The 19,186-nt window shown below is 67.0% G+C and carries 18 protein-coding genes and 1 tRNA gene; 7 read left to right on the top strand and 12 right to left on the bottom strand.

Annotated features, from left to right (window positions below; genetic code table 11):
- From prmC to argS, 10 genes are all read right to left on the bottom strand, one after another.
- Positions 1–882 (bottom strand): peptide chain release factor N(5)-glutamine methyltransferase, encoded by an 882-nt coding sequence (prmC, locus tag IEW02_RS06925; RefSeq protein ID WP_188543883.1) that lies wholly within the window; start codon positions 880–882, stop codon positions 1–3.
- Between the two features lie 2 nt (positions 883–884).
- The gene (locus IEW02_RS06920) at positions 885–1,694 is read right to left on the bottom strand and encodes an SHOCT domain-containing protein (RefSeq protein WP_188543882.1); all 810 of its coding nucleotides are present in this window, start codon (positions 1,692–1,694) and stop codon (positions 885–887) included.
- 19 nt (positions 1,695–1,713) lie between these two features.
- Positions 1,714–2,793 carry a peptide chain release factor 1 gene (gene prfA, locus IEW02_RS06915; protein ID WP_188543881.1) on the bottom strand — a complete coding sequence of 360 codons (1,080 nt, stop codon included), beginning with the start codon at positions 2,791–2,793 and terminating at the stop codon, positions 1,714–1,716.
- A 77-nt stretch (positions 2,794–2,870) separates the two neighbouring features.
- On the bottom strand, positions 2,871–3,104 hold the full coding sequence (gene rpmE, locus IEW02_RS06910) for a 50S ribosomal protein L31 (RefSeq protein ID WP_188543880.1): 234 nt from the start codon (positions 3,102–3,104) through the stop codon (positions 2,871–2,873).
- A gap of 139 nt (positions 3,105–3,243) precedes the next feature.
- Entirely contained in the window at positions 3,244–5,349 is a 2,106-nt protein-coding gene (rho, locus tag IEW02_RS06905) for a transcription termination factor Rho (protein WP_188543879.1), read from the bottom strand.
- 257 nt (positions 5,350–5,606) lie between these two features.
- Entirely contained in the window at positions 5,607–6,539 is a 933-nt protein-coding gene (gene thrB, locus IEW02_RS06900; protein ID WP_188543878.1) for a homoserine kinase, read from the bottom strand.
- Positions 6,540–6,550: 11 nt separating this feature from the next.
- Complete coding sequence (thrC, locus tag IEW02_RS06895) at positions 6,551–7,633, bottom strand: threonine synthase (protein WP_188543877.1); 1,083 nt, start codon at positions 7,631–7,633, stop codon at positions 6,551–6,553.
- A complete protein-coding gene (locus IEW02_RS06890; protein ID WP_188543876.1) occupies positions 7,630–8,937 on the bottom strand; it encodes a homoserine dehydrogenase in 1,308 nt (435 codons plus the stop codon). The genes thrC and IEW02_RS06890 overlap by 4 nt, the downstream gene beginning before the upstream one ends.
- Complete coding sequence (lysA, locus tag IEW02_RS06885; protein WP_188543875.1) at positions 8,934–10,352, bottom strand: diaminopimelate decarboxylase; 1,419 nt, start codon at positions 10,350–10,352, stop codon at positions 8,934–8,936. Before lysA ends, IEW02_RS06890 begins: the two co-directional genes overlap by 4 nt.
- Entirely contained in the window at positions 10,349–12,001 is a 1,653-nt protein-coding gene (argS, locus tag IEW02_RS06880) for an arginine--tRNA ligase (RefSeq protein WP_188543874.1), read from the bottom strand. Before argS ends, lysA begins: the two co-directional genes overlap by 4 nt.
- A 131-nt stretch (positions 12,002–12,132) precedes the next feature.
- On the opposite strand from argS, the gene IEW02_RS06875 reads away from it, so the two are divergent.
- The 4 genes from IEW02_RS06875 (at position 12,133) to IEW02_RS06860 (ending at position 14,696) form a co-directional block, all read left to right on the top strand.
- Complete coding sequence (locus tag IEW02_RS06875; RefSeq protein ID WP_188543873.1) at positions 12,133–12,999, top strand: thioredoxin-like domain-containing protein; 867 nt, start codon at positions 12,133–12,135, stop codon at positions 12,997–12,999.
- The gene (locus IEW02_RS06870; RefSeq protein WP_371829909.1) at positions 12,996–13,706 is read left to right on the top strand and encodes a DUF305 domain-containing protein; all 711 of its coding nucleotides are present in this window, start codon (positions 12,996–12,998) and stop codon (positions 13,704–13,706) included. Before IEW02_RS06875 ends, IEW02_RS06870 begins: the two co-directional genes overlap by 4 nt.
- A gap of 70 nt (positions 13,707–13,776) precedes the next feature.
- Positions 13,777–13,849: transfer RNA gene (locus IEW02_RS06865), tRNA-Arg, on the top strand.
- 148 nt (positions 13,850–13,997) lie between these two features.
- Positions 13,998–14,696: a methyltransferase domain-containing protein gene (locus IEW02_RS06860; protein WP_188543872.1), complete on the top strand. Its 699-nt coding sequence runs from the start codon at positions 13,998–14,000 to the stop codon at positions 14,694–14,696.
- Here the strand turns inward: IEW02_RS06860 and IEW02_RS06855 are convergent.
- Positions 14,683–16,023 (bottom strand): hypothetical protein, encoded by a 1,341-nt coding sequence (locus IEW02_RS06855; RefSeq protein ID WP_188543871.1) that lies wholly within the window; start codon positions 16,021–16,023, stop codon positions 14,683–14,685. The two genes, IEW02_RS06860 and IEW02_RS06855, sit on opposite strands and share 14 nt — an antisense overlap.
- Positions 16,024–16,141: 118 nt before the next feature.
- Between IEW02_RS06855 and IEW02_RS06850 the strand changes: the two genes are divergently transcribed.
- The 3 genes from IEW02_RS06850 to IEW02_RS06840 are packed head-to-tail and all read left to right on the top strand — an operon-like array spanning position 16,142 to position 18,522.
- Positions 16,142–17,200: an NAD-dependent epimerase/dehydratase family protein gene (locus IEW02_RS06850; protein ID WP_188543870.1), complete on the top strand. Its 1,059-nt coding sequence runs from the start codon at positions 16,142–16,144 to the stop codon at positions 17,198–17,200.
- On the top strand, positions 17,201–17,854 hold the full coding sequence (locus IEW02_RS06845; RefSeq protein ID WP_188543869.1) for a glycosyltransferase: 654 nt from the start codon (positions 17,201–17,203) through the stop codon (positions 17,852–17,854).
- A gap of 8 nt (positions 17,855–17,862) precedes the next feature.
- Positions 17,863–18,522: a TIGR04282 family arsenosugar biosynthesis glycosyltransferase gene (locus IEW02_RS06840; RefSeq protein WP_188544083.1), complete on the top strand. Its 660-nt coding sequence runs from the start codon at positions 17,863–17,865 to the stop codon at positions 18,520–18,522.
- Here the strand turns inward: IEW02_RS06840 and IEW02_RS06835 are convergent.
- Entirely contained in the window at positions 18,510–19,172 is a 663-nt protein-coding gene (locus IEW02_RS06835; RefSeq protein WP_229745815.1) for an alpha/beta hydrolase family protein, read from the bottom strand. The two genes, IEW02_RS06840 and IEW02_RS06835, sit on opposite strands and share 13 nt — an antisense overlap.
- Positions 19,173–19,186: the final 14 nt, after the last annotated feature.

Here is a 19,186-nt window from a genome sequence, read left to right as displayed (position 1 = left end):
TCACTCGGCGCGAGCGGCCCGACGAGCGACGACGAATCGCGGCCTACCCGCGAGGTCCACATGCTCGGCCACGTCTGCGAAAACCTTGCGCTCGGTGAACGATTCGACCACTCCGTCGCCGTTGGAGTCGTCGTGCTCCACCCCCACCCCACCTCCGACGCGCAGCCAGCGGGCCGCGTTCGCGACCATCGGCTTTATCACCGACAACCCGTCGACGCCGGCGAACAGCGCACTGTGCGGGTCGTGATCCGCGACTTCGGGCTCGAGGACCGCGCCGACCGGGATGTAGGGCGGATTGGCGACGATCACGTCGACGGACCCGTCCAGGACCGTCAGCAGCGTGCGATCGGTGACGTCTCCGTGGTGCAGGTGGATCGGTGTATCACCTTGCGCCGCAAAAAGGTCGGAGTTTCTTCTCGCCCACGCCAACGCGTGCGGTTCCTTCTCGACCGCATGCACCACCGCGTCCGGTCGGGCGTGCGCCACGGCCAGGGCGAGGGCACCCGACCCGGTGCACAGATCCAGCACCACCGGCGGGTGCCGGTTCACGTTCTCCAGGAACGCGAGAGCCCACGCGAGGAGCAACTCCGTCTCCGGCCGGGGCACGAACACACCTGGCCCGACTTCCACGTCGATCTCCCCGAGCGACGAGGTTCCGATGATGTACTGCAACGGAATTCGTTTCGCACGCTGCGCAACCATGCTGCGGTACGCGTCGAGCACCTCGGGTTCCACGAGCGGAACGAGTCCGAGCCGAGTTCGCGGCACACCCACGATGTGAGAGGCGAGAATTTCGGCGTCGGCGCGGGGGCTCCCCACACCCGCCGCCGTCAGCGTGGCGGTGGCGTCGACGATAGCGAGACGAAGAGGAACTCGGGTCATCGTCACAACCTCCCGAGCAGTTCCGCTTTCTTGGCCGAGAACTCGTCGTCGGTCAGGATTCCGCGCGCATGCAGGCCGGCGAGGGCCTCGATGGAGGCGATGATGTCGGTGGAGCCCACGCTCTCCAACGGTGCAGGAGCCGGCCGCTGCTCCGGCTGCCGGTTCCAGTGCTGGGTCGAATCGCCCCGGTGCTGCGGTGGGGACGGAACCGACGCGGTTGCTTGCTGCACGGTGGGTTCCGCTCGGCCGTCGTTGTCGGTGCGGACCTGGGGAAGGCTGGTCACGGGGACCTGCCCCTTCTGGCTGGAGAACAACAGTGACTGCGGGCCGCTGCCCTGTTGTTGCGAGACACCACCGATGGAGTAATCGAGGGTGTCGTACACGGTCACGGCTCCGCCGTACTGAATCGCGAGCCGCCTGACTTGCGGGAAGACCGCGTATCGAGAGTCGTTCTGCCCGCCGCTGGAACTGGGCGTACCCAACTCGGCGGGCCACCAATTGTTTCCGCGACTGCCGGACCCGTTGGGAACCACCGCGAACACCTGCGTCGACGAGAGCAGGGTGGACAGCTCGTTGCACAAGTTGTCCACGCGCTGTTTGAGTCCGTGATCGAACATGTTGCCCACCATGGTCATACCGCCGCGCATCCACTGGCCGCCGCCACCGAGCTCGGCGATGTTGAACTGCGCCATGGTGCCGCCGCCGATGTTGACCGCGACGAGCATGGTCTCGACCGCCCCGGTGGAAATGCCGTACCGCTGCGCAATCGATTCGACGGACCGCTGACCATCCGGAGTCAATTGCTGTGCCATGACGCTCAGCTTACGCAGGTCACTCGGCTTGCAGCCGGGCCGCACGGTCGGCCGCCGCGAGGGCGTCGAGCAGCGGATCGAGCTCGCCGTCGAGGACGGCGTCGAGGTTGTGCGACTTGAACCCGATGCGGTGATCGGTGATGCGGTTCTCCGGAAAGTTGTACGTACGAATGCGCTCGGAGCGGTCCACGGTGCGCACCTGGCTGGCGCGGCCGGCGGCGGCCTCCTGGTCTGCGGCTTCCTCGGCGACGGCCTGCAAGCGGGCCGCGAGAACCACCATGGCCCGCGCCTTGTTCTGCAGCTGCGAGCGTTCGTTCTGGCAGGTGACGACGATGCCGGTGGGCAGGTGCGTGATACGGACGGCAGAGTCGGTGGTGTTGACGCCCTGCCCGCCCTTGCCGGAGGAACGGTAGACGTCGATGCGCAGATCACCCTCGTCGATCTGGACGTCCTCGACCTCGTCGGGCTCCGGGTACACGAGAATGCCTGCGGCAGAGGTGTGTACGCGACCCTGGGACTCGGTGACGGGGACGCGCTGCACCCGGTGCACACCGCCCTCGAACTTCAACCGAGCCCAGACACCGTCCTGCGCATCACCTTTGGATTTGATGGACACCGTGGCGTCCTTGTAGCCACCCAGATCGGACACCGTGGCGTCGAGAATCTCGACCTTCCAACCGCGGCGTTCTGCATACCGCACGTACATGCGTGCCAGATCCGAGGCGAACAGCGCCGACTCTTCCCCTCCCTCACCGGACTTGACCTCCATGACGATGTCTTCGGAGTCGTGCGGGTCGCGAGGCGCGAGCAGATCGGTCAGCGCGGTGTCGAGTTCGAGAACGGTGGCTTCGAGGGCGGGTATCTCCGCGGCGAAACTCGAATCGTCCGCGGCCAGCTCACGCGCGGCCTCCAGATCGTCCCGCGCCGCGGACAACTTGGCGTATGCGGACATGATCGGGGCGAGCTGCGCGAAGCGCTTGCCAGCACGCCGGGCGGCAGCCGGGTCGTTGTGCAGAGCCGGGTCGGCGAGATCGCGCTCGAGCCCCTCGTGCTCCGCCAGAATGTCGTCGATGGCGGACGGGGAGGTGGTACCTGCCATGTTCGTGCTCCCTGTCGTCGGTAAAGCACAGACGCCCGCCCTGAGCGCAGTGCTCAGGACGGGCGTCTGTGGAGAAGCTAGCTGTCTGCGTCGGCCTTCTTGCCGGCGCGCTTGCCGTAGCGAGCCTCGAAGCGAGCAACGCGCCCACCGGTGTCGAGAATCTTCTGCTTACCCGTGTAGAACGGGTGGCACTGCGAGCAGACCTCGACGTTGATGCGCCCGGACGTGGACGTGCTGTGCGTCTCGAAAGTATTGCCACAACCACACACGACGGTTGTCGCGTTGTAGGTGGGGTGAATTCCTGCCTTCATGGGTGTCCCTTTCATGGTCGCCGGGTCGACCTCGACTGTCGAGGACGTGAACCGGAACCGGACTCGGCCGCTCAGTATGCCAGAAGCGCTCTCTGAGCTGGTAATCCTCTCAACCGGATGGCTGGAGAATGTATTCCTGCTAGTCGCCGTTCCCACCCGGTGCCGTCTTCGACACCTCCATGAGGAACTCGATGTTGTTCTTGCTCTTCTTCAGTCGATCCACCAGCAGGTCGATCGCCTGGTGCGAGTCGAGGCCGGAAAGCACCCGCCGGAGCTTGTGCACCACGGCTGCCTCGTCCGGGCTCAGCAGCAACTCGTCGTGACGGGTGCTCGACGGGTTGATGTCGACTGCGGGGAACACCCGACGCTCGGCGATCTTGCGATCGAGCTTGAGCTCGGCGTTACCGGTGCCCTTGAACTCCTCGAAGATCACGGTGTCGCCGGTCGATCCGGTTTCCACCATGGCCGTCGCGATGATCGTCAAGGATCCGCCGTGCTCGATGTTGCGTGCAGCACCGAGGAAACGCTTCGGCGGGTACAGCGCTGTCGAATCGACACCACCGGACAGGATTCGGCCCGACGCGGGCGAGCTGTTGTTGTAGGCACGGCCCAGACGCGTGATCGAGTCGAGCAGTACGACCACGTCGCGACCGTCCTCGACCAGACGCTTGGCACGCTCGATGGCCAGTTCTGCCACCGACGTGTGATCGCCCGGCGGCCGGTCGAAGGTCGAGGCGATGACCTCACCCTTGACGCTGCGCTGCATGTCCGTGACTTCCTCGGGACGTTCGTCCACGAGGATGACCATCAGGTAGCACTCGGGGTTGTTCACGGCGATCGCGTTGGCGATGGCTTGCAGAACACTCGTCTTGCCTGCCTTGGGCGGGCTGACGATCAGCGCGCGCTGACCCTTACCGATGGGCATCACCAGGTCGATGATGCGCGTGGTGAGGATGTTCGGCGTGGTCTCGAGGCGCAGACGCTGGTTCGGGTAGAGCGGCGTGAGCTTGTTGAACTCGGGCCGCTTACGGGCTGCGTCGGGCTCGGCGCCGTTGACGGTGTCGAGGCGCACGAGCGGGTTGAACTTCTGCCGCGAATTTCCCTGATCGCCGCCGCCGTCCTTCGCCACCTTGACCGCACCGGTGATCGCGTCACCACGACGCAAACCGTTGCGGCGGACCAGGTTCATCGACACGTAGACGTCGTTGGGCCCGGCGAGATACCCCGACGTCCGCACGAACGCGTAGTTGTCGAGCACGTCCAAGATGCCCGCGACCGGCTGGAGAACGTCGTCTTCCCGGATCTCCGGTTCGCGCTGATTGCCGTCGGGGGCACCGTCGCGGTCACGTCCACGGCGACGCTCGCGGAACCTGCGACCCCGCCTGCCCCGGCCGTCTCCCTCGTCGTCCTGTTGACGATTGTCGTCGCGCGGACCGTTGTTCTGACGGTCGTTGTTGTTGCGGTCGTTGTTGTTGCGATCACGATCGTTGTTGTTGCGATCACGATCGTTGTTGTTGCGATCACGATCGTTCCGCGGCTGGCGGTCGCCGTTGTTCTGGCGGTCGTTGCCACCCTGGCGGTCGCCGTTGTTCTGACGGTCGTTGCCACCCTGACGGTCGCCGTTGTTCTGGCGGTCGTTGCTGCCCTGGCGTTCCCGACGCGGTCGGTCGCTACCGCCCTGACGGTCCGGCTGACCCTGACCGTTACCGCCGGTGCGCTCCTCGGCGGGCGCAGCCTCGGCGGGTGCGGTGTCCGTGGCGGGTGTTGTGTCCGTGGCGGGCGCAGCCTTGGCGGGTGCCGAGTCGACGGCAGGCGCAGTCGCGGCAGGTGCCGTCTCGGCCGCCGGCGAAGATTCTGCAGCTTCCTGCGGTGCGGAGCCGGCGTCCGAATCCGCACTCCCGGCGCGACGGGTGGCGCCGCGTCGTGCTCGGGTGCGGCGCGGGCCGGCGGAATCGTCGGCGTCGGCGGCCGGAGACGCCTCGGCCGGCGTCTCTGCGGCGGGCGGCTCTGCTGCGGGCGGCCGTGCCGGGGCACTGTCGCGCCGCGGCGGCGCCGACACCTGACGGGACTCGATGGCCTCGACGAGTGCGCCCTTGCGCATCCCGGAGACACCCTTGATTCCCAGCTCGGTGGCGAGGCTTCGCAGTTCGGTCAACACCATCGACGAGAGCCCTGCGCCGCGTCGAGCGGCCGCGCGGGGAGCTTTGGTGGAGTCGGGAACAGCGATGAGTTCCGTATCGGTCACGGAGGTCCTTTCCTTCCCTCGCGCGCACTGTGCGCCAAGCGAGGGTTCGTCCCGCGGTTCGAGTCATTTCGAACCCGGTTGTGCCGTGGTCGTTCGCGTCCTCTGCAGACTTCGGTCTCAGTAGAGAACCAGGGAGGCCACGAAAAAGAATTTCGCCCTGTGTGAAGACCGGCGCCAGATGCGCACGATATGCGGACGACAGTCAGAATAGCCTCACACCTCGGTGCGGGCAAGAACCGACCTGCGCGCGCCCGATTTCAGTCGACCACGACACCTTCTGCAACGTCGAGTTCGAGAACGGTTATTCCCTCGTCTCGAGCCGACTCGATCAAGTCGTGCGGCAGCGGCTCGGTGCTCAGGGCAAGAACGGTGGGTCCAGCGCCGGAGACGGTGGCCGCGTATCCCCGGCTGCGGATGGAGCGAACCCACCGCGTGGTCAGCGGTAGCGCGGACGCCCGGTAAGGCTGGTGCAGCCTGTCCTCGGTCGCTGCCATCAACAATTCCGGGTGCGAGGTCAGCGCCACGACGGCCAACCCCGTTCGGCCGGCGTTGAAGGCGGCGTCCCGGTGCGGTACCAGTTCGGGCAGCAGCCCGCGCGTGTGGACGGTCGACGACCGTTCGCGGGGGATGAAGACGGTCGCCCGTACGTCCGGATGCACTTCGAGGCGAGTCGCGGCGAAGGTTCGGGGACCTTCGGGCGGCCCCGCCTCTTGACTCCAGGACACCACCGCTCCCCCGAGAACGCTCGCGGATGCGTTGTCCGGGTGACCTTCGAATTCCGATGCCAGTTGCACCATCTGCGCCGTACTCAGCTCCAGATCGGCACTCACCTTGGCGGCCAGCGCGTTCGCGGCAGCCAATCCACCGACGACGGCGGACGCCGACGACCCGAGACCACGCGAGTGCGGAATCGAATTACGGCACACGACCGACAGACCGTCCGCCCACACACCTGCGGATTCGAGTCCCCGCTCGATCGCCCGCACCACGAGATGCGATGGGCCCCAGGGAACGTCGTCCGCACCCTCGCCCTCGACTCGAATGTCCAACCCGGATGCTGCGACGGTCACCACGATCTCGTCGTAGAGACCCAAAGCCATTCCGAGACAATCGAATCCGGGACCCAGATTGGCACTCGAGGCCGGAACGCGCGCTCGCGCGGACAGCCCGGTAGGCAGTGTCGCAGTCATCGTCGGCGTCGTCAGGCCAGTTCGAGCGCCGACGCCACCGCGACCGGATCGACGGGTATCGGTTGCACCTCGGTCATCCCCAGCAGCGCGGTGTCCGAATCCTTCAGACCGTTGCCCGTGACCGTGCACACGACCGTCAGTCCGCGGTCGAGCCAACCGTCCCTGCTCGCCGCGATCAGGCCGGCGATCGATGCCGCGGACGCGGGCTCGACGAACACACCTTCGGTCGACGCCAGCAGTCGGTACGCCTCGAGGATCTCGTCGTCGGTCGCGGCCCGGAAGGCGCCGCCCGACTCCTCCTTGGCTGCCATCGCGCCGTTCCACGATGCGGGCGAGCCGATCCGGATCGCGGTGGCGATGGTGTCCGGATTCTTCACGGGCGCACCGTGTACCAGCGGCGCCGCACCGGCCGCCTGTACCCCGAGCATGCGCGGACGGCGCGTGGTGAGTCCGTCGGCGTAGTACTCGCCGTATCCACGCCAGTAGGCGGTGATGTTGCCGGCGTTGCCCACCGGGAGGACGTGAACGTCCGGGGCGTCTCCGAGTGCGTCGCAGATCTCGAACGCTGCGGTCTTCTGGCCGTCGATACGCACCGGGTTCACCGAGTTGACGAGCCCGATGGTGGGGAACTCCGCAGTGGTCTTACGGGCCAGTTCGAGGCAGTCGTCGAAGTTGCCCTCGACCTGAATGATCTTGGCGCCGTGCATCAGTGCCTGCGCCAACTTGCCCATCGCGATCTTGCCCTGCGGAATCAACACGGCACACGTCATGCCCGCCTTGGCCGCGTACGCCGCTGCCGACGCCGACGTGTTTCCGGTGGAGGCGCACAACACGGCGCGCTGCCCACGGGCGAGCGCGTCGGTCACGGCCATGGTCATACCGCGGTCCTTGAACGACCCCGTCGGGTTCAGACCCTCGACCTTGATGTGCACCTCGCACCCGGTCAGCTCGGAGAGCCGTTGGGCGGGAAGCAGAGGAGTTCCGCCCTCGCGCAACGTGATCGGGGTCCAGTCGGGTCCGATGGCGAGCCGATCGCGGTACGCGGCGATCAGTCCGGGCCACGGGGTGTGCACGGGCGGCGTGGTGGTCGTCATTCGGAAGTGCCTTCCAATCGGAGAACGCTGGTGACGTCGTTGACGAACTCGAGGCTCGACAGGGACTTCACGGTGGCCGCCAGAGCGGAGTCGGTGGCGCGATGGGTCACGACGACGAGGCGGGCATGTTCACCGGCGCCCTCCTGCCGCACCGTGGAGATGCTGACGTCGAACTTGGCGAATTCGGCTGCGACAGCGGACAACACACCGGCACGGTCGGACACCTGCATGTTGACGTGGTAGCGCGTGGGCGTGTCGCCCATGGGTGCGATGGGGAGTTTCGCGTAGGTCGAATCAGCCGGTCCGCGACCTCCGAACACCTTGTTACGCGCGGCCATGACCAGATCACCCATGACCGCGGACGCGGTGGGCGCACCGCCTGCGCCCTGGCCGTAGAACATCAGCCGGCCGGCGGCCTTCGCCTCGACGACGATGGCGTTGAACGCGCCGCTCACCGACGCCAGTGGATGCGACAACGGAACCAGCGCGGGGTACACCCGCACCGAGATGCGTTCCTGACCGTCTTCGCCGAGCACCCGCTCGCAGAGCGCCAGCAATTTGACCGTGCAGTCGAGCGCACGAGCGGTGGCGAGGTCGTCGGCGGTGATGGACGAGATGCCCTCTCGGTACACGTCCGCGGCCGTCACGCGGGTGTGGAACGCGAGCGAAGCGAGAATGGCCGCCTTCGACGCGGCGTCGTATCCCTCGACGTCGGCGGTGGGGTCGGCCTCGGCGTATCCCAGCCGTCCGGCCTCGGCCAAGGTCTCCGAGTAGTCCGCACCCGTCGAATCCATCGCCGAGAGAATGAAGTTCGTGGTCCCGTTGACGATTCCGATCACCCGGTCGACACGGTCGCCCGCCAGGGATTGCATCAGCGGACGAACCACCGGAATGGCGCCCGCGACCGCCGCCTCGAAGTACAGGTCGGCGCGGTGGTTCTCGGCGGCCTCGGCGAGCTCACCGGTGTAGTCGGCCAACAACGCCTTGTTCGCGGTGACCACGGATTTGCCGGCGTTCAACGCACTGAGCATGAGCTCCTTCGCCGGCTCGATGCCGCCGAACACCTCGACCACGATGTCGACGTCGTCGCGCGCGACGAGCGAATGCGGATCGGTGGTCAGCAGTTCCTCGGCCACGCCGCGGTCACCGAGCGTCCGAACGGCAATGCCACGCAACACGATCGGCGCACCGACACGCGCTTCGAGATCACCGGCGTTCTCCTGCAGTATGCGGACCACCTCGGTGCCGACGTTGCCGAGACCGAGAACGGCGACCCCGATGGGGTGTACCGACGGTGCGCTCACTTGCTTACCTCCAGGCTGAGAAGATCGTCGAACGTTTCCCGGCGAAGCACGAGTCGTGATTCCCCGCCGCGCACAGCCACCACCGCGGGGCGCGGCAGGAGGTTGTAGCGGCTCGACATGGAATAGCAGTAGGCGCCGGTCGCCGCGACGGCGAACAGGTCACCGGGGCCGAGATCGGCCGGCTGCCACGTGTCACGGATGACGATGTCGCCACTCTCGCAGTGCTTTCCGACGATACGGGCCAGCACCGGGTCCGCGTCGGAATCACGCGAGACCAGGCGGCCCACGTACTCGGCTTGATAGAGCGAAGTGCGGATGTTGTCGCTCATCCCCCCGTCGACACTGATATAGCGGCGCGTCAAGGTCGACCCCACGGTGACGTCCTTGACGGTACCCACCTCGTACAGGGTGACCGTGCCGGGACCGGCGATGGCGCGTCCGGGCTCGACGGCGAGGGTCGGCGTGGGCAGACCTGCTGCGGCGGACTCGGTCTCGACGATGTTGGTCAGCTTCGCCGCCAGTTCGTCCACGGGGGGCGGGTCGTCGCCGGGTACGTAGTGGATGCCCATTCCGCCACCGAGATCCACCACCGAGATCTGCGACGTCTTGTCGACGCCGAACTCGGCGACGACGTCGCGAAGAAGTCCGATCACCCGGTGCGCCGCGAGCTCGAATCCGTCGACCTCGAAGATCTGGGAGCCGATGTGACTGTGCAGTCCGACGAGTCGCAGGTTGTCCGCCTCGAACACGCGACGCACGGCCGCCAGCGCCGAGCCGTCCGCGAGCGAGAACCCGAACTTCTGGTCCTCGTGGGCGGTGGCGATGAACTCGTGGGTGTGGGCCTCGACACCGACCGTGATGCGAATCAGGACGTCCTGCACGGACCCGAGTTCACCGGCGACATCGTCCAGACGATCGATCTCCATCATCGAGTCCAGCACCACGTGCTCGACTCCGGCACGCACACCGGCCTCGAGTTCGGCACGCGATTTGTTGTTGCCGTGCATGGCGATTCGGCCGGCAGGAAAGCCCGCGTGCAGCGCCACGGCGAGCTCCCCACCGGAGCACACGTCGAGCGAGAGTCCCTCGTCGGCCACCCAGCGAGCGATCTCGCCGCACAGAAACGCCTTCGACGCGTAGTGAACCCGCTCGGGGGCGCCGAACGCGGCTGCCATGTCACGGCAGCGCGAGCGGAAGTCGTCCTCGTCGATGACGAAGAGCGGGGTCCCGTACTCGGCTGCGAGGTCGGTGACCTTCACGCCGGCGACGGTCAGAACGCCGTCGACGTCGCGGACCGCATTACGCGGAAAGATCTTGTCCGGCAACGACGTCAGTGCTGCGGCGGTGGGACGTTCGGGCGTGGACGACACGGGTGACCCTTCTGCGTGCCGGGGGCCGGCGGGATGGGCGTTCACATCTTCTCCGGTGCGCTGACGCCGAGCAGGCCCAGCCCGTTCGCGAGCACCTGCCGGGTGGCGTTGCCGAGGGCGAGACGGGCGGTGTGCAGGGGCGCCGGCCTCTCGTCACCCTGCGGGAGCACACGGCACGCGCCGTAGAACCGGTGATACGAACCGGCGAGTTCCTCGAGGTACCGCGCGATGCGATGTGGCTCGCGAAGATCGGCGGCGCTGGCCACCACGCGCGGGTACTCCCCGATGGTGCGGATCAGATCGCCTTCTGCTTCGGTAGCGAGCAACGAGAAGTCCGGATCGTCGGCGCTGACACCGAGTTCCGCGGCGCCGACGGCGAGCGAACACAGCCGAGCGTGCGCGTACTGCACGTAGTAGACCGGATTGTCGCTGCTCTGCGAGGACCAGAGCGCGAGGTCGATGTCGATGCTCGAATCCACCGACGACCGCACCAGGACATACCGCGCGGCGTCCACACCGATGGCGTCGACCAGGTCGTCGAGGGTGATGACGGTTCCTGCCCTCTTGCTCATCTTGACCGCGACACCGCCCGAGACGAGGTTGACCATCTGACCGATGAGGACCTCGACGGTGTCCGGGTCGTCGCCGAACGCCGCGGCCGCGGCCTTGAGCCTGCCGATGTACCCGTGGTGGTCGGCGCCGAGCATGTAGATGCACAGGTCGAACCCGCGTGCACGCTTGTTCTGGAAGTACGCGATGTCACCGGCGATGTACGCGGCGTTGCCGTCGCTCTTGATGACGACACGGTCCTTGTCGTCGCCGAAGTCGGTGCTGCGCAACCACCACGCGCCGTCCTTCTCGTAGAGCTTGCCCGAGGACTTCAGCGTGTCCACGGCCTTCTCGACTGCGCCCGACTCGAAGAGCGAGTTCTCGTGGAAGTAGACGTCGAAGTCGGTGCCGAACTCGTGCAGGTTGGCTTTGATCTGCGTGAACATCTTCTCGACGCCGATCGCGCGGAACACTTCCTGACGCTCGGCCGGGGGCAGCCCGAGCGCATCTGGACGCTCGGCGAGCACGCCTGCGGCGATGTCGGCCAGGTACGCACCGGCGTATCCGTCGTCGGGAGTCGGTTCGCCCAGGGCCGCTGCGACCAGGGAGCGTGCGAATCGGTCGATCTGTGCGCCGTGGTCGTTGAAGTAGTACTCGCGGGTGACTGCCGCGCCGCGAGCGGTGAGCACCCGACCGAGCGCGTCCCCGACCGCAGCCCACCTGGTGCCGCCCAGGTGGATGGGGCCGGTGGGGTTGGCGGAGACGAACTCGAGGTTGATCGACGTGCCCGAGAGCACGTCCGACGCCCCGTACGCGCCCGCCTCGGCGGCGACGCGCTCGACGATCGCGCCTTGGGCGGCCTTCGCCAATCGCACGTTCAGAAAGCCCGGACCGGCAACGGAGACTTCGTCGATCGCGGCGTCGGACGACAACGCGTCGGCAAGCCAGGACGCGAGATCGCGGGGCGACACACCGGCCTTCTTGGCCACCTGCATCGCCACGTTGGAGGCGTAATCGCCGTGCTCCGGGTTACGCGGACGATCCAGCGTCAGGGTTGCCGGCAGCACCTCGGGATCGAGACCGCGCGACGCCAGCACCGAGGCGGCGGTCGCACGGAGCAGTTCGGCAAGGTCGGCGGGAGTCACAGGGGCTTATTCTATGGGCACGGGCCGGCATCACCCGACCGGCCTCGCGACCGACGTATAAGCAAGCACTCAGAGTCCGTACGTACAGTAGTCGCTTGCAGCGTTTCCCTCGACGAAAGAGCACACCACCGATGCCCAGCGGTTCCTCCGACAAAGGCGCGAAGTCAGCCAAGGCCATCAAGGCTGCCTCCAAGAAGAAGCCCACGAAGAAGGGTGGTGTACCCGGCGCCGGCGCCAAGGGCCGCCGCCAGATTCCATGGCTCACCATCGGCGCCGTCGTGGTCGTGATCGCTCTCATCGGTGTCCTCGCCGCCAACCTGTACCCGAAGTACCAGGACCGGGTCGAGGCGCAGAAATTCGCGCCGTCCGAGTCCAACCAGGATCCGTCTACCGGCATCGAGGGTGTCGTCGTCAAGCAGTACCCCGCGGCCCTGCACGTCTCGGCAACCCAGCGCGTGGCGTACGACGAGTCACCGCCGTTCGGTGGACCACACGACCAGGTGTGGGCCAATTGCATGGGCACCGTCTACCCCGACGCCATCCGCACCGAGAACGCCGTTCACGGCCTCGAGCACGGCGCGGTGTGGATCACGTACAACCCGGACGATCTGTCCGCGGACCAGGTTTCCGACCTCGCCGCCAAGGTCGACGGTCAGCAATACACGATGATGTCGCCCTACCCGGGTCTCGATCACGCGGTCTCGCTGCAGTCGTGGGGGCACCAGCTCAAGCTCGACAGCCCCGACGACCCCCGTGTCGACCAGTTCATCTCGGCGTTGCGTCTCAACCGATTCCAGTACCCCGAGGTCGGCGCGAGCTGCTCGACGACACCGGAGACGTTCGACGTCGACAACCCGCCGCCGTTCGATCCCACCGCCCCCGGCGCCGACGCCGTCCCGATGGACGGTGCCGGGATCACCCCCGACGCCACCGAGACCGGCGCCGGGTCCGGTCTGCCGACCGATCTCCAGATCCCGACCGGAACCCCCAACCCGTGATCGACACCGCAGGAACCGACACGGCAGGAACCGACACCGAGCAGCAGCCGAAGCGCAGTCAGAAGACTGCCTTGTTGGTGATCGGCGCCATCGGCCTCATCGTCATCGGATTCGCCGTCGGGTTCCTGGTGCAGATGCCGCTCGCCGACAAGGGCAACCCCGTCCCGGCGGACAACTCCGTCGACGTCGGGTTCGCACAAGACATGACGGTGCACCACAACCAGGCCATCGAGATGGCGACGATCGGGTACACCGACGCGGTAGATCCCCTGGTGAAGAACCTGGCCTACGACATCTTGACCACCCAGCAGAACCAGGTCGGTCAGATGCAGGGCTGGCTGGCGCTCTGGGACAAGGCTCCGCTCTCGTCGGGCGGTTACATGGCGTGGATGACCGCGGACAGCGGTCACTCGATGTCGGGCATGTCCGCCGCGACGACCACCGGTGCGCAGACGACGATGCCGGGAATGGCCTCCGCCGACGACATGGCGCGTCTGCGTACGGCAACGGGATCCGACGTCGACGTCCTCTTCCTGCAGTTGATGCTCCGTCATCACCAGGGCGGACTGGAGATGATGCAGTACGGGGCCACCTATGCGGAGACCCCTGCCGTTCGTCAGCTCGCACAGACCATGGTGAACACCCAGACTTCCGAGTCGCAGTTGATGACGCAGATGCTGACGGAGAAGGGTGCGCAGCCGCTCTGATCCGATGAGATAGGCTGGCACCGCCCAACAGGCACATCGGCACCTTGTACTAGTAGCAATGGGCTGATGCGCCCCCGTAGCTCAGGGGATAGAGCGTCCGCCTCCGGAGCGGAAGGCCGCAGGTTCGAATCCTGCCGGGGGCACACATCACACAACCGATCCGATCCGTCGTCGGAGCCGAATTACACTCACAGTGATTTCAAGTATCGACATGACGTCGATAGTGCGAATCGTGATTCGGGAGGGTCCTGCCGTGGAATACACAGCGATGAACTACGAGAGCTGTCGTGCATGACGCTTCTGACCATCGACGACACAAACACCCTCGACGAACAGGTCGAGGGTTTCGACTCTCTGTTCCGAAGCGCCTCTGCCGGTAAGCCGTGCTGGGTGCTCAACGACGCCGGTGTACGCGCGCCCATGCCAGTCAATCGGTGGTTGGGCGGTGACGCCGCGAGCACCCGAGATCGCGTGGGCGACATGGCACTTCTCGTTCCCTGCGACGGACCCACGCTGGATCTCGGGTGCGGACCGGGTCGACTGACCGCCGACCTCGCTCGACGAGGAATCCGCGCCCTCGGCGTCGACTCCTCCGAGGCGGCGATCGAAATGACCGTCGCCCGCGGCGGACATGCGTTGCAGCGCAGCATCTTCGACACCATCCCCGACGCCGGATCATGGCGTCACGTGCTTCTCGCCGACGGGAACATCGGCATCGGAGGTGATCCCTTGCGGGTCCTGCGCCGGGCACGCGAGCTCGTCGCGCCGGACGGTTACGTTCTTGCCGAGGTCGATCGCCCCGGGACCGGATTGACGTCGGAACGGATTCGCTGGGAGAGCCAGGACGCCACCGGCGGCTGGTTCGACTGGGCGCGTGTGGATCCCGCGGCCATCACCGACCTGGCCGGCGCCTCCGACCTGCGTGTCGTCACCACCGTGGAACTCGGTGGGCGCAGCTTCGTCCGATTGGCGCCTGTCACCAGTTGGTGAGCAGAAGGTGGTTGATCGCCAACGCGGCGATTGCCTGAACCGCGAGCCAGAACCGGTGAGTCCGCGGCGGCAACAACGCGGTTGCTGCCAACATCCAGACGTAGAACGGTAGCCAAATCCGTTCGGTCTCGGCCTTGCTCAATGTCGAGAGGTCTGCCGCGGCAACGGCGAGCACGGCAGCGATGACCAAGAGCGACAGACCGGACAGTGACCGCAGTCTCGTCCACGCGAACGATCTGTGCAGGGCCGCAGGGACCGCGAGACCCACCGCGCACACAGCAGACGCAATATTGGCCCATCCCCAGTAGGCGAACGGCCGGTACTGCGCTATGCCCTGCCAGTAGCGCACCTGGACCAGTTGGTACCCGTCGAACCACCAGAAGCCGGATGCCGTGAAGGCTGCGGCGACGGCCAGCGCGCCGACCAGAGCGCCGAGGAGGGGCCGAGCGTTGCGCGCAGCAATCAGCACGGCGAGCGCCGGTATGGCCATCAAGGTCAGCCCGTAGTTCAGGTACACCGTGAACCCGAGGAGGATTCCGGCTCCGACGGCGAAGATCCAGGGACGCGAGACCGTACGAGCCGCGGCGAGCGCGAGAAGCGAAATGCCCCACGCCGCAACGCCGGCGAACAGCCCGTCACCGGACACACCGATCCAGATCGCGGTCGGAGCCAGAACCAGGAACGGCACCGCTCGACGGCCGAGCGCATCCCCGGCGAGGGCGCGCACGGCGATCGCCACCGCGGCTGCGGCGGAGGACCCCACGACGACACACAGCATCGACGCCCAGACACCGCCCTGCAGCCCCAGGCGGTCGAGCCAGACGAACACGAGCAGAGCGCCGGGTGGATGACCCGACACGTGTGTTGTCCAGGAGCCGATCTGGCCGTCGACGATGTGGGTGGTGAAGGTCTCGAGCATGGCCGGGATGTCCGTGACTCCCGGAACCTCGTACAGGTATTCGTCTTTCGCCGTCAGCTTCTCGACGAAACCGCGGTGCCACCCGTCGACGAGCGCCAGCGACAGCACCCACCCGAACGACGAAGCCCAGGCGAGAAACATCAACGGGCGCCACGACATCCGCGCAGAGACGGCAGGACCGTAGAGGACCACCGCAGCGGCGATCAGCACGGCGAACGGTGTGCCGATTCCGACGTGTGGCAGCCACTGAGCGAACAGCGGCGCGCCCTCCGTGAAGTCGCGGAACGTGCGAGCCGACGGCGTGATCAGCGGCGTGATCGTGGCGTTGCCCATCTTCGCGACCACGGCAGCCACCACCACCAGCACCACCGCGAGGACCGCCCCGATCAGATCGCGCAGCCGAGGCAAACGCGACCCGACCTCGGTGTCGTGAGAGTCTTGCTCGACAGTAATGTTCTCCAGCTCCCTCTGATTGGCCCGATCCACCCATGAATGTACCGACCGCAGACGAGACGAGGAGAGCGAAGTGCGCGTACTTCTGACCGGGGCAGCAGGTTTCATCGGCGGGCACATCGCCTCCGCGTTGCGCTCGGACGGTCACGACGTGATCGCGTCCGATGCCTTCCTGGCGTCCGCGCACGGTGAGGCCCCCCGGGAAGTCGACGGCATCGACCGGCTCGACGTCCGCTCGCCGGCCGAACTGTCGACGGCGATGGCCGGAGTCGACGTGGTCTGTCATCAGGCAGCCGTGGTGGGGGCCGGCGTGAGCATGGCCGACGCGCCCGCCTACGCCAGTCACAACGACTTCGGAACGGCCGTCCTGCTGGCCGCCATGGCCGAGAACCGCTGCAGCCGACTCGTTCTCGCGTCGTCGATGGTCGTCTACGGCGAGGGGCACTATCGATGCGACACACACGGCGCCGTACGCCCACTCCCCCGCCGCACCGAGGACCTCGAGAACGGGATGTTCGACAACCGTTGTCCCGTGGGTGACGAGCCGCTCACGTGGGACATCGTGAGCGAGAACGCACCCCTCGAACCGCGGAGCCTGTACGCCGCGAGCAAGACCGCGCAGGAACACTTCGCACTGGCGTTCTCTCTCGCGACCGGCAGCTCGGTGACGGCGCTGCGGTACCACAACGTCTACGGTGACCACATGCCGCGCGATACCCCGTATTCCGGTGTGGCAGCGATGTTTCGGTCGTCGCTCGAAGCCGGGCAGGCACCACGGGTGTACGAGGACGGAACGCAGATGCGCGACTTCGTCGATGTCCGCGACGTGGCGGCGGCCAACCTCGCCGCGGTGAACATCGGGCTGTCCGGTTTCGCTCCCCTCAACGTCTGCTCCGGCAATCCCATCTCGATCGGCGAGGTCGCGTCCATTCTCGCGGCCGCGCACGGTGGCGCCGAGCCGGTCGTCACCGGCCAGTTCCGCCCCGGCGACGTGCGGCACATCGTGGCCAGCGGTGACCGCGCCGAGAAGTTGATCGGGTTCAAGGCGTCCGTGCATCCCGACGACGGTCTCGTACGGTTCGCGTCGGCTCCGCTGCGCGACGCCGCATCGGCCGGCCCGCCGAGGGTTTAGATGACGACAGTGATTGCCACAGTGGTCATTCCGTGCCTGAACGAAGCCGGGTCGTTGCCGGGCGTTCTGGCCGCGATGCCGCCGGGATTCACCGCGCTCGTGGTGGACAACAACTCCACCGACGGCACCGCCGACGTCGCCCGCGCACACGGCGCACGCGTGGTACACGAGCGCGTACCGGGATACGGGTCCGCAGTGCACGCGGGCGTGGTGGCCGCCGACACCGACATCGTGTGCGTACTGGACGGCGACGGGTCCATGGATCCGGGTGAACTGGTCTCGATGGTCGACGCCCTGGCCGACGCCGATCTCGTGGTGGGTCGGCGCCGGGCGGTCCGCGCGAGCGGGTGGCCGTGGCACGCACGGGTCGGCAACACGGTTCTGGCTGCACGCCTACGACAGCGGCTGAACATCGACGTGCACGACATCGGTCCGGTCCGAGCGTGCCGGCGACAACAGCTGCTCGATCTGGGAGTGAGCGACCGTCGGTCGGGCTACCCGCTGCAGTTGCTCGTCCTCGCCGCGCGCGCGAACTGGCGGATCGTCGAACGCGACATCACGTATCGGCCTCGCACCGCAGGCAAATCGAAGGTGTCGGGATCGGTGAAGGGCAGCGCAATCGCCATCTGGGACTTCTGGAAGGCCATTCCGTGACCGACGACATGGCCGTCACCCTTCTGGTGGTGGCGAAGGCGCCGGTGCCCGGACTGGCGAAGACGCGGCTGATGAAGGCGATGAGCGCGGAGGCGGCGGCGGGGATCGCCGCTGCCGCGCTTCTCGACACGCTGGCTGCGGTGGCCAGCACCCCCGCCCACCGGCGCGTGGTGGCCATGACCGGGGAGTTGGCCGACGCGGCCCGAAGCGACGAGGTACGAGAAGCGTTGTCGCAGTTCGTCGTTGTCGATCAACGTGGTGACGACTTCGCGACGCGCCTGGTGAACGCGCACCACGATGCGTTCGACGGCGACCCCATCGTCCAGATCGGTATGGACACTCCTCAGGTCACACCGGCACTGCTGACGTCGGTGTGCACAGCACTGCTGGATCTCCCCGAGCACTGCGTGCTGGGACCTGCGCTCGACGGCGGGTGGTGGGTGCTCGGTGTACCGAACCCGACGTGGGTGGTACCGGTGGGATCGGTGCCGATGTCGCAATCGGACACCGGAGATCTGACGCGCGCCGCACTCGAAAAGGCCGGTGCCCGTGTCGTCCTGGTCGAACCGCTGCTCGATGCGGACGAACTGGACGACCTGCAGGCCGTCGCCGATCTCTGCGCACCCACCAGCAACTTCGCGCGAGCCGTGGCGGATCAGAGCAGGTAGTCCACCACCGCGTCGGCAGTGAGAACCCCGGTGGGCTTCTTCGCAGGCGCGAGGTCGTGACCGGCGCCCGCAATGTTCACCACGTGCACCGGCGAGGAAATAGCGGTGACGGCGGCGGCCAGTTCGGCGTCGGTGGCGAACGGGTCGCTGCTGCCGTGGACGAACACGACCGGGGTCCGCAACTGCGGGAAGTGTTCGGTCCGCATCTTCTCCGGCTTCCCCGGCGGGTGCAGCGGGTACGACAGCAGAAGCAACCCGTCGGCCAGGCGATCCGGCCGGCCTCCGCCCTTCCCGCAGCCACAGCCCTCGGCCGCCACCATCGACGCCTGACGGCCGCCGTACGACTGTCCGCCGATCACCAACGAAATGTCTCCCGCCAAAGCTCGCAACGCCGTTGCTGCGGCCACGATCCCCGCGCGGTCACCGGCCGCCCCGGACGGCGACGGCGGTCCTTTCGGCCGACGCTGCCGAAACGGGAGATCGATGCGCGCCACCAGCAGTCCTCGCGCCGTCAGCGCAGCGGATACGGACAGCAGAATCTTCGACTCGCGATCACCGCCGGCGCCGTGTGCGAGCAACACTGCCGCCCGCGCACCATCGGCGGGGCGATCGACAGAACCGACGACCCCTTCGGCCTCGAATGACTCCACGCCGACGACCGTAG

This window comes from Rhodococcoides trifolii (assembly GCF_014635345.1).
GTDB lineage: Bacteria > Actinomycetota > Actinomycetes > Mycobacteriales > Mycobacteriaceae > Rhodococcoides > Rhodococcoides trifolii.
This window is presented reverse-complemented; position numbering and strand designations above follow the sequence as displayed.

Coding starts and splice junctions, on each gene's coding strand:
- IEW02_RS06920 (WP_188543882.1), bottom strand. CDS start 1,694: ATGGCACAGCAATTGACTCCGGATGGTCAGCGGTCCGTCGAATCGATT.
- IEW02_RS06875 (WP_188543873.1), top strand. CDS start 12,133: ATGCCCAGCGGTTCCTCCGACAAAGGCGCGAAGTCAGCCAAGGCCATC.
- IEW02_RS06860 (WP_188543872.1), top strand. CDS start 13,998: ATGACGCTTCTGACCATCGACGACACAAACACCCTCGACGAACAGGTC.
- rpmE (WP_188543880.1), bottom strand. CDS start 3,104: ATGAAGGCAGGAATTCACCCCACCTACAACGCGACAACCGTCGTGTGT.
- thrB (WP_188543878.1), bottom strand. CDS start 6,539: ATGACTGCGACACTGCCTACCGGGCTGTCCGCGCGAGCGCGCGTTCCG.
- prfA (WP_188543881.1), bottom strand. CDS start 2,793: ATGGCAGGTACCACCTCCCCGTCCGCCATCGACGACATTCTGGCGGAG.
- IEW02_RS06845 (WP_188543869.1), top strand. CDS start 17,201: ATGACGACAGTGATTGCCACAGTGGTCATTCCGTGCCTGAACGAAGCC.
- IEW02_RS06840 (WP_188544083.1), top strand. CDS start 17,863: ATGGCCGTCACCCTTCTGGTGGTGGCGAAGGCGCCGGTGCCCGGACTG.
- prmC (WP_188543883.1), bottom strand. CDS start 882: ATGACCCGAGTTCCTCTTCGTCTCGCTATCGTCGACGCCACCGCCACG.
- thrC (WP_188543877.1), bottom strand. CDS start 7,633: ATGACGACCACCACGCCGCCCGTGCACACCCCGTGGCCCGGACTGATC.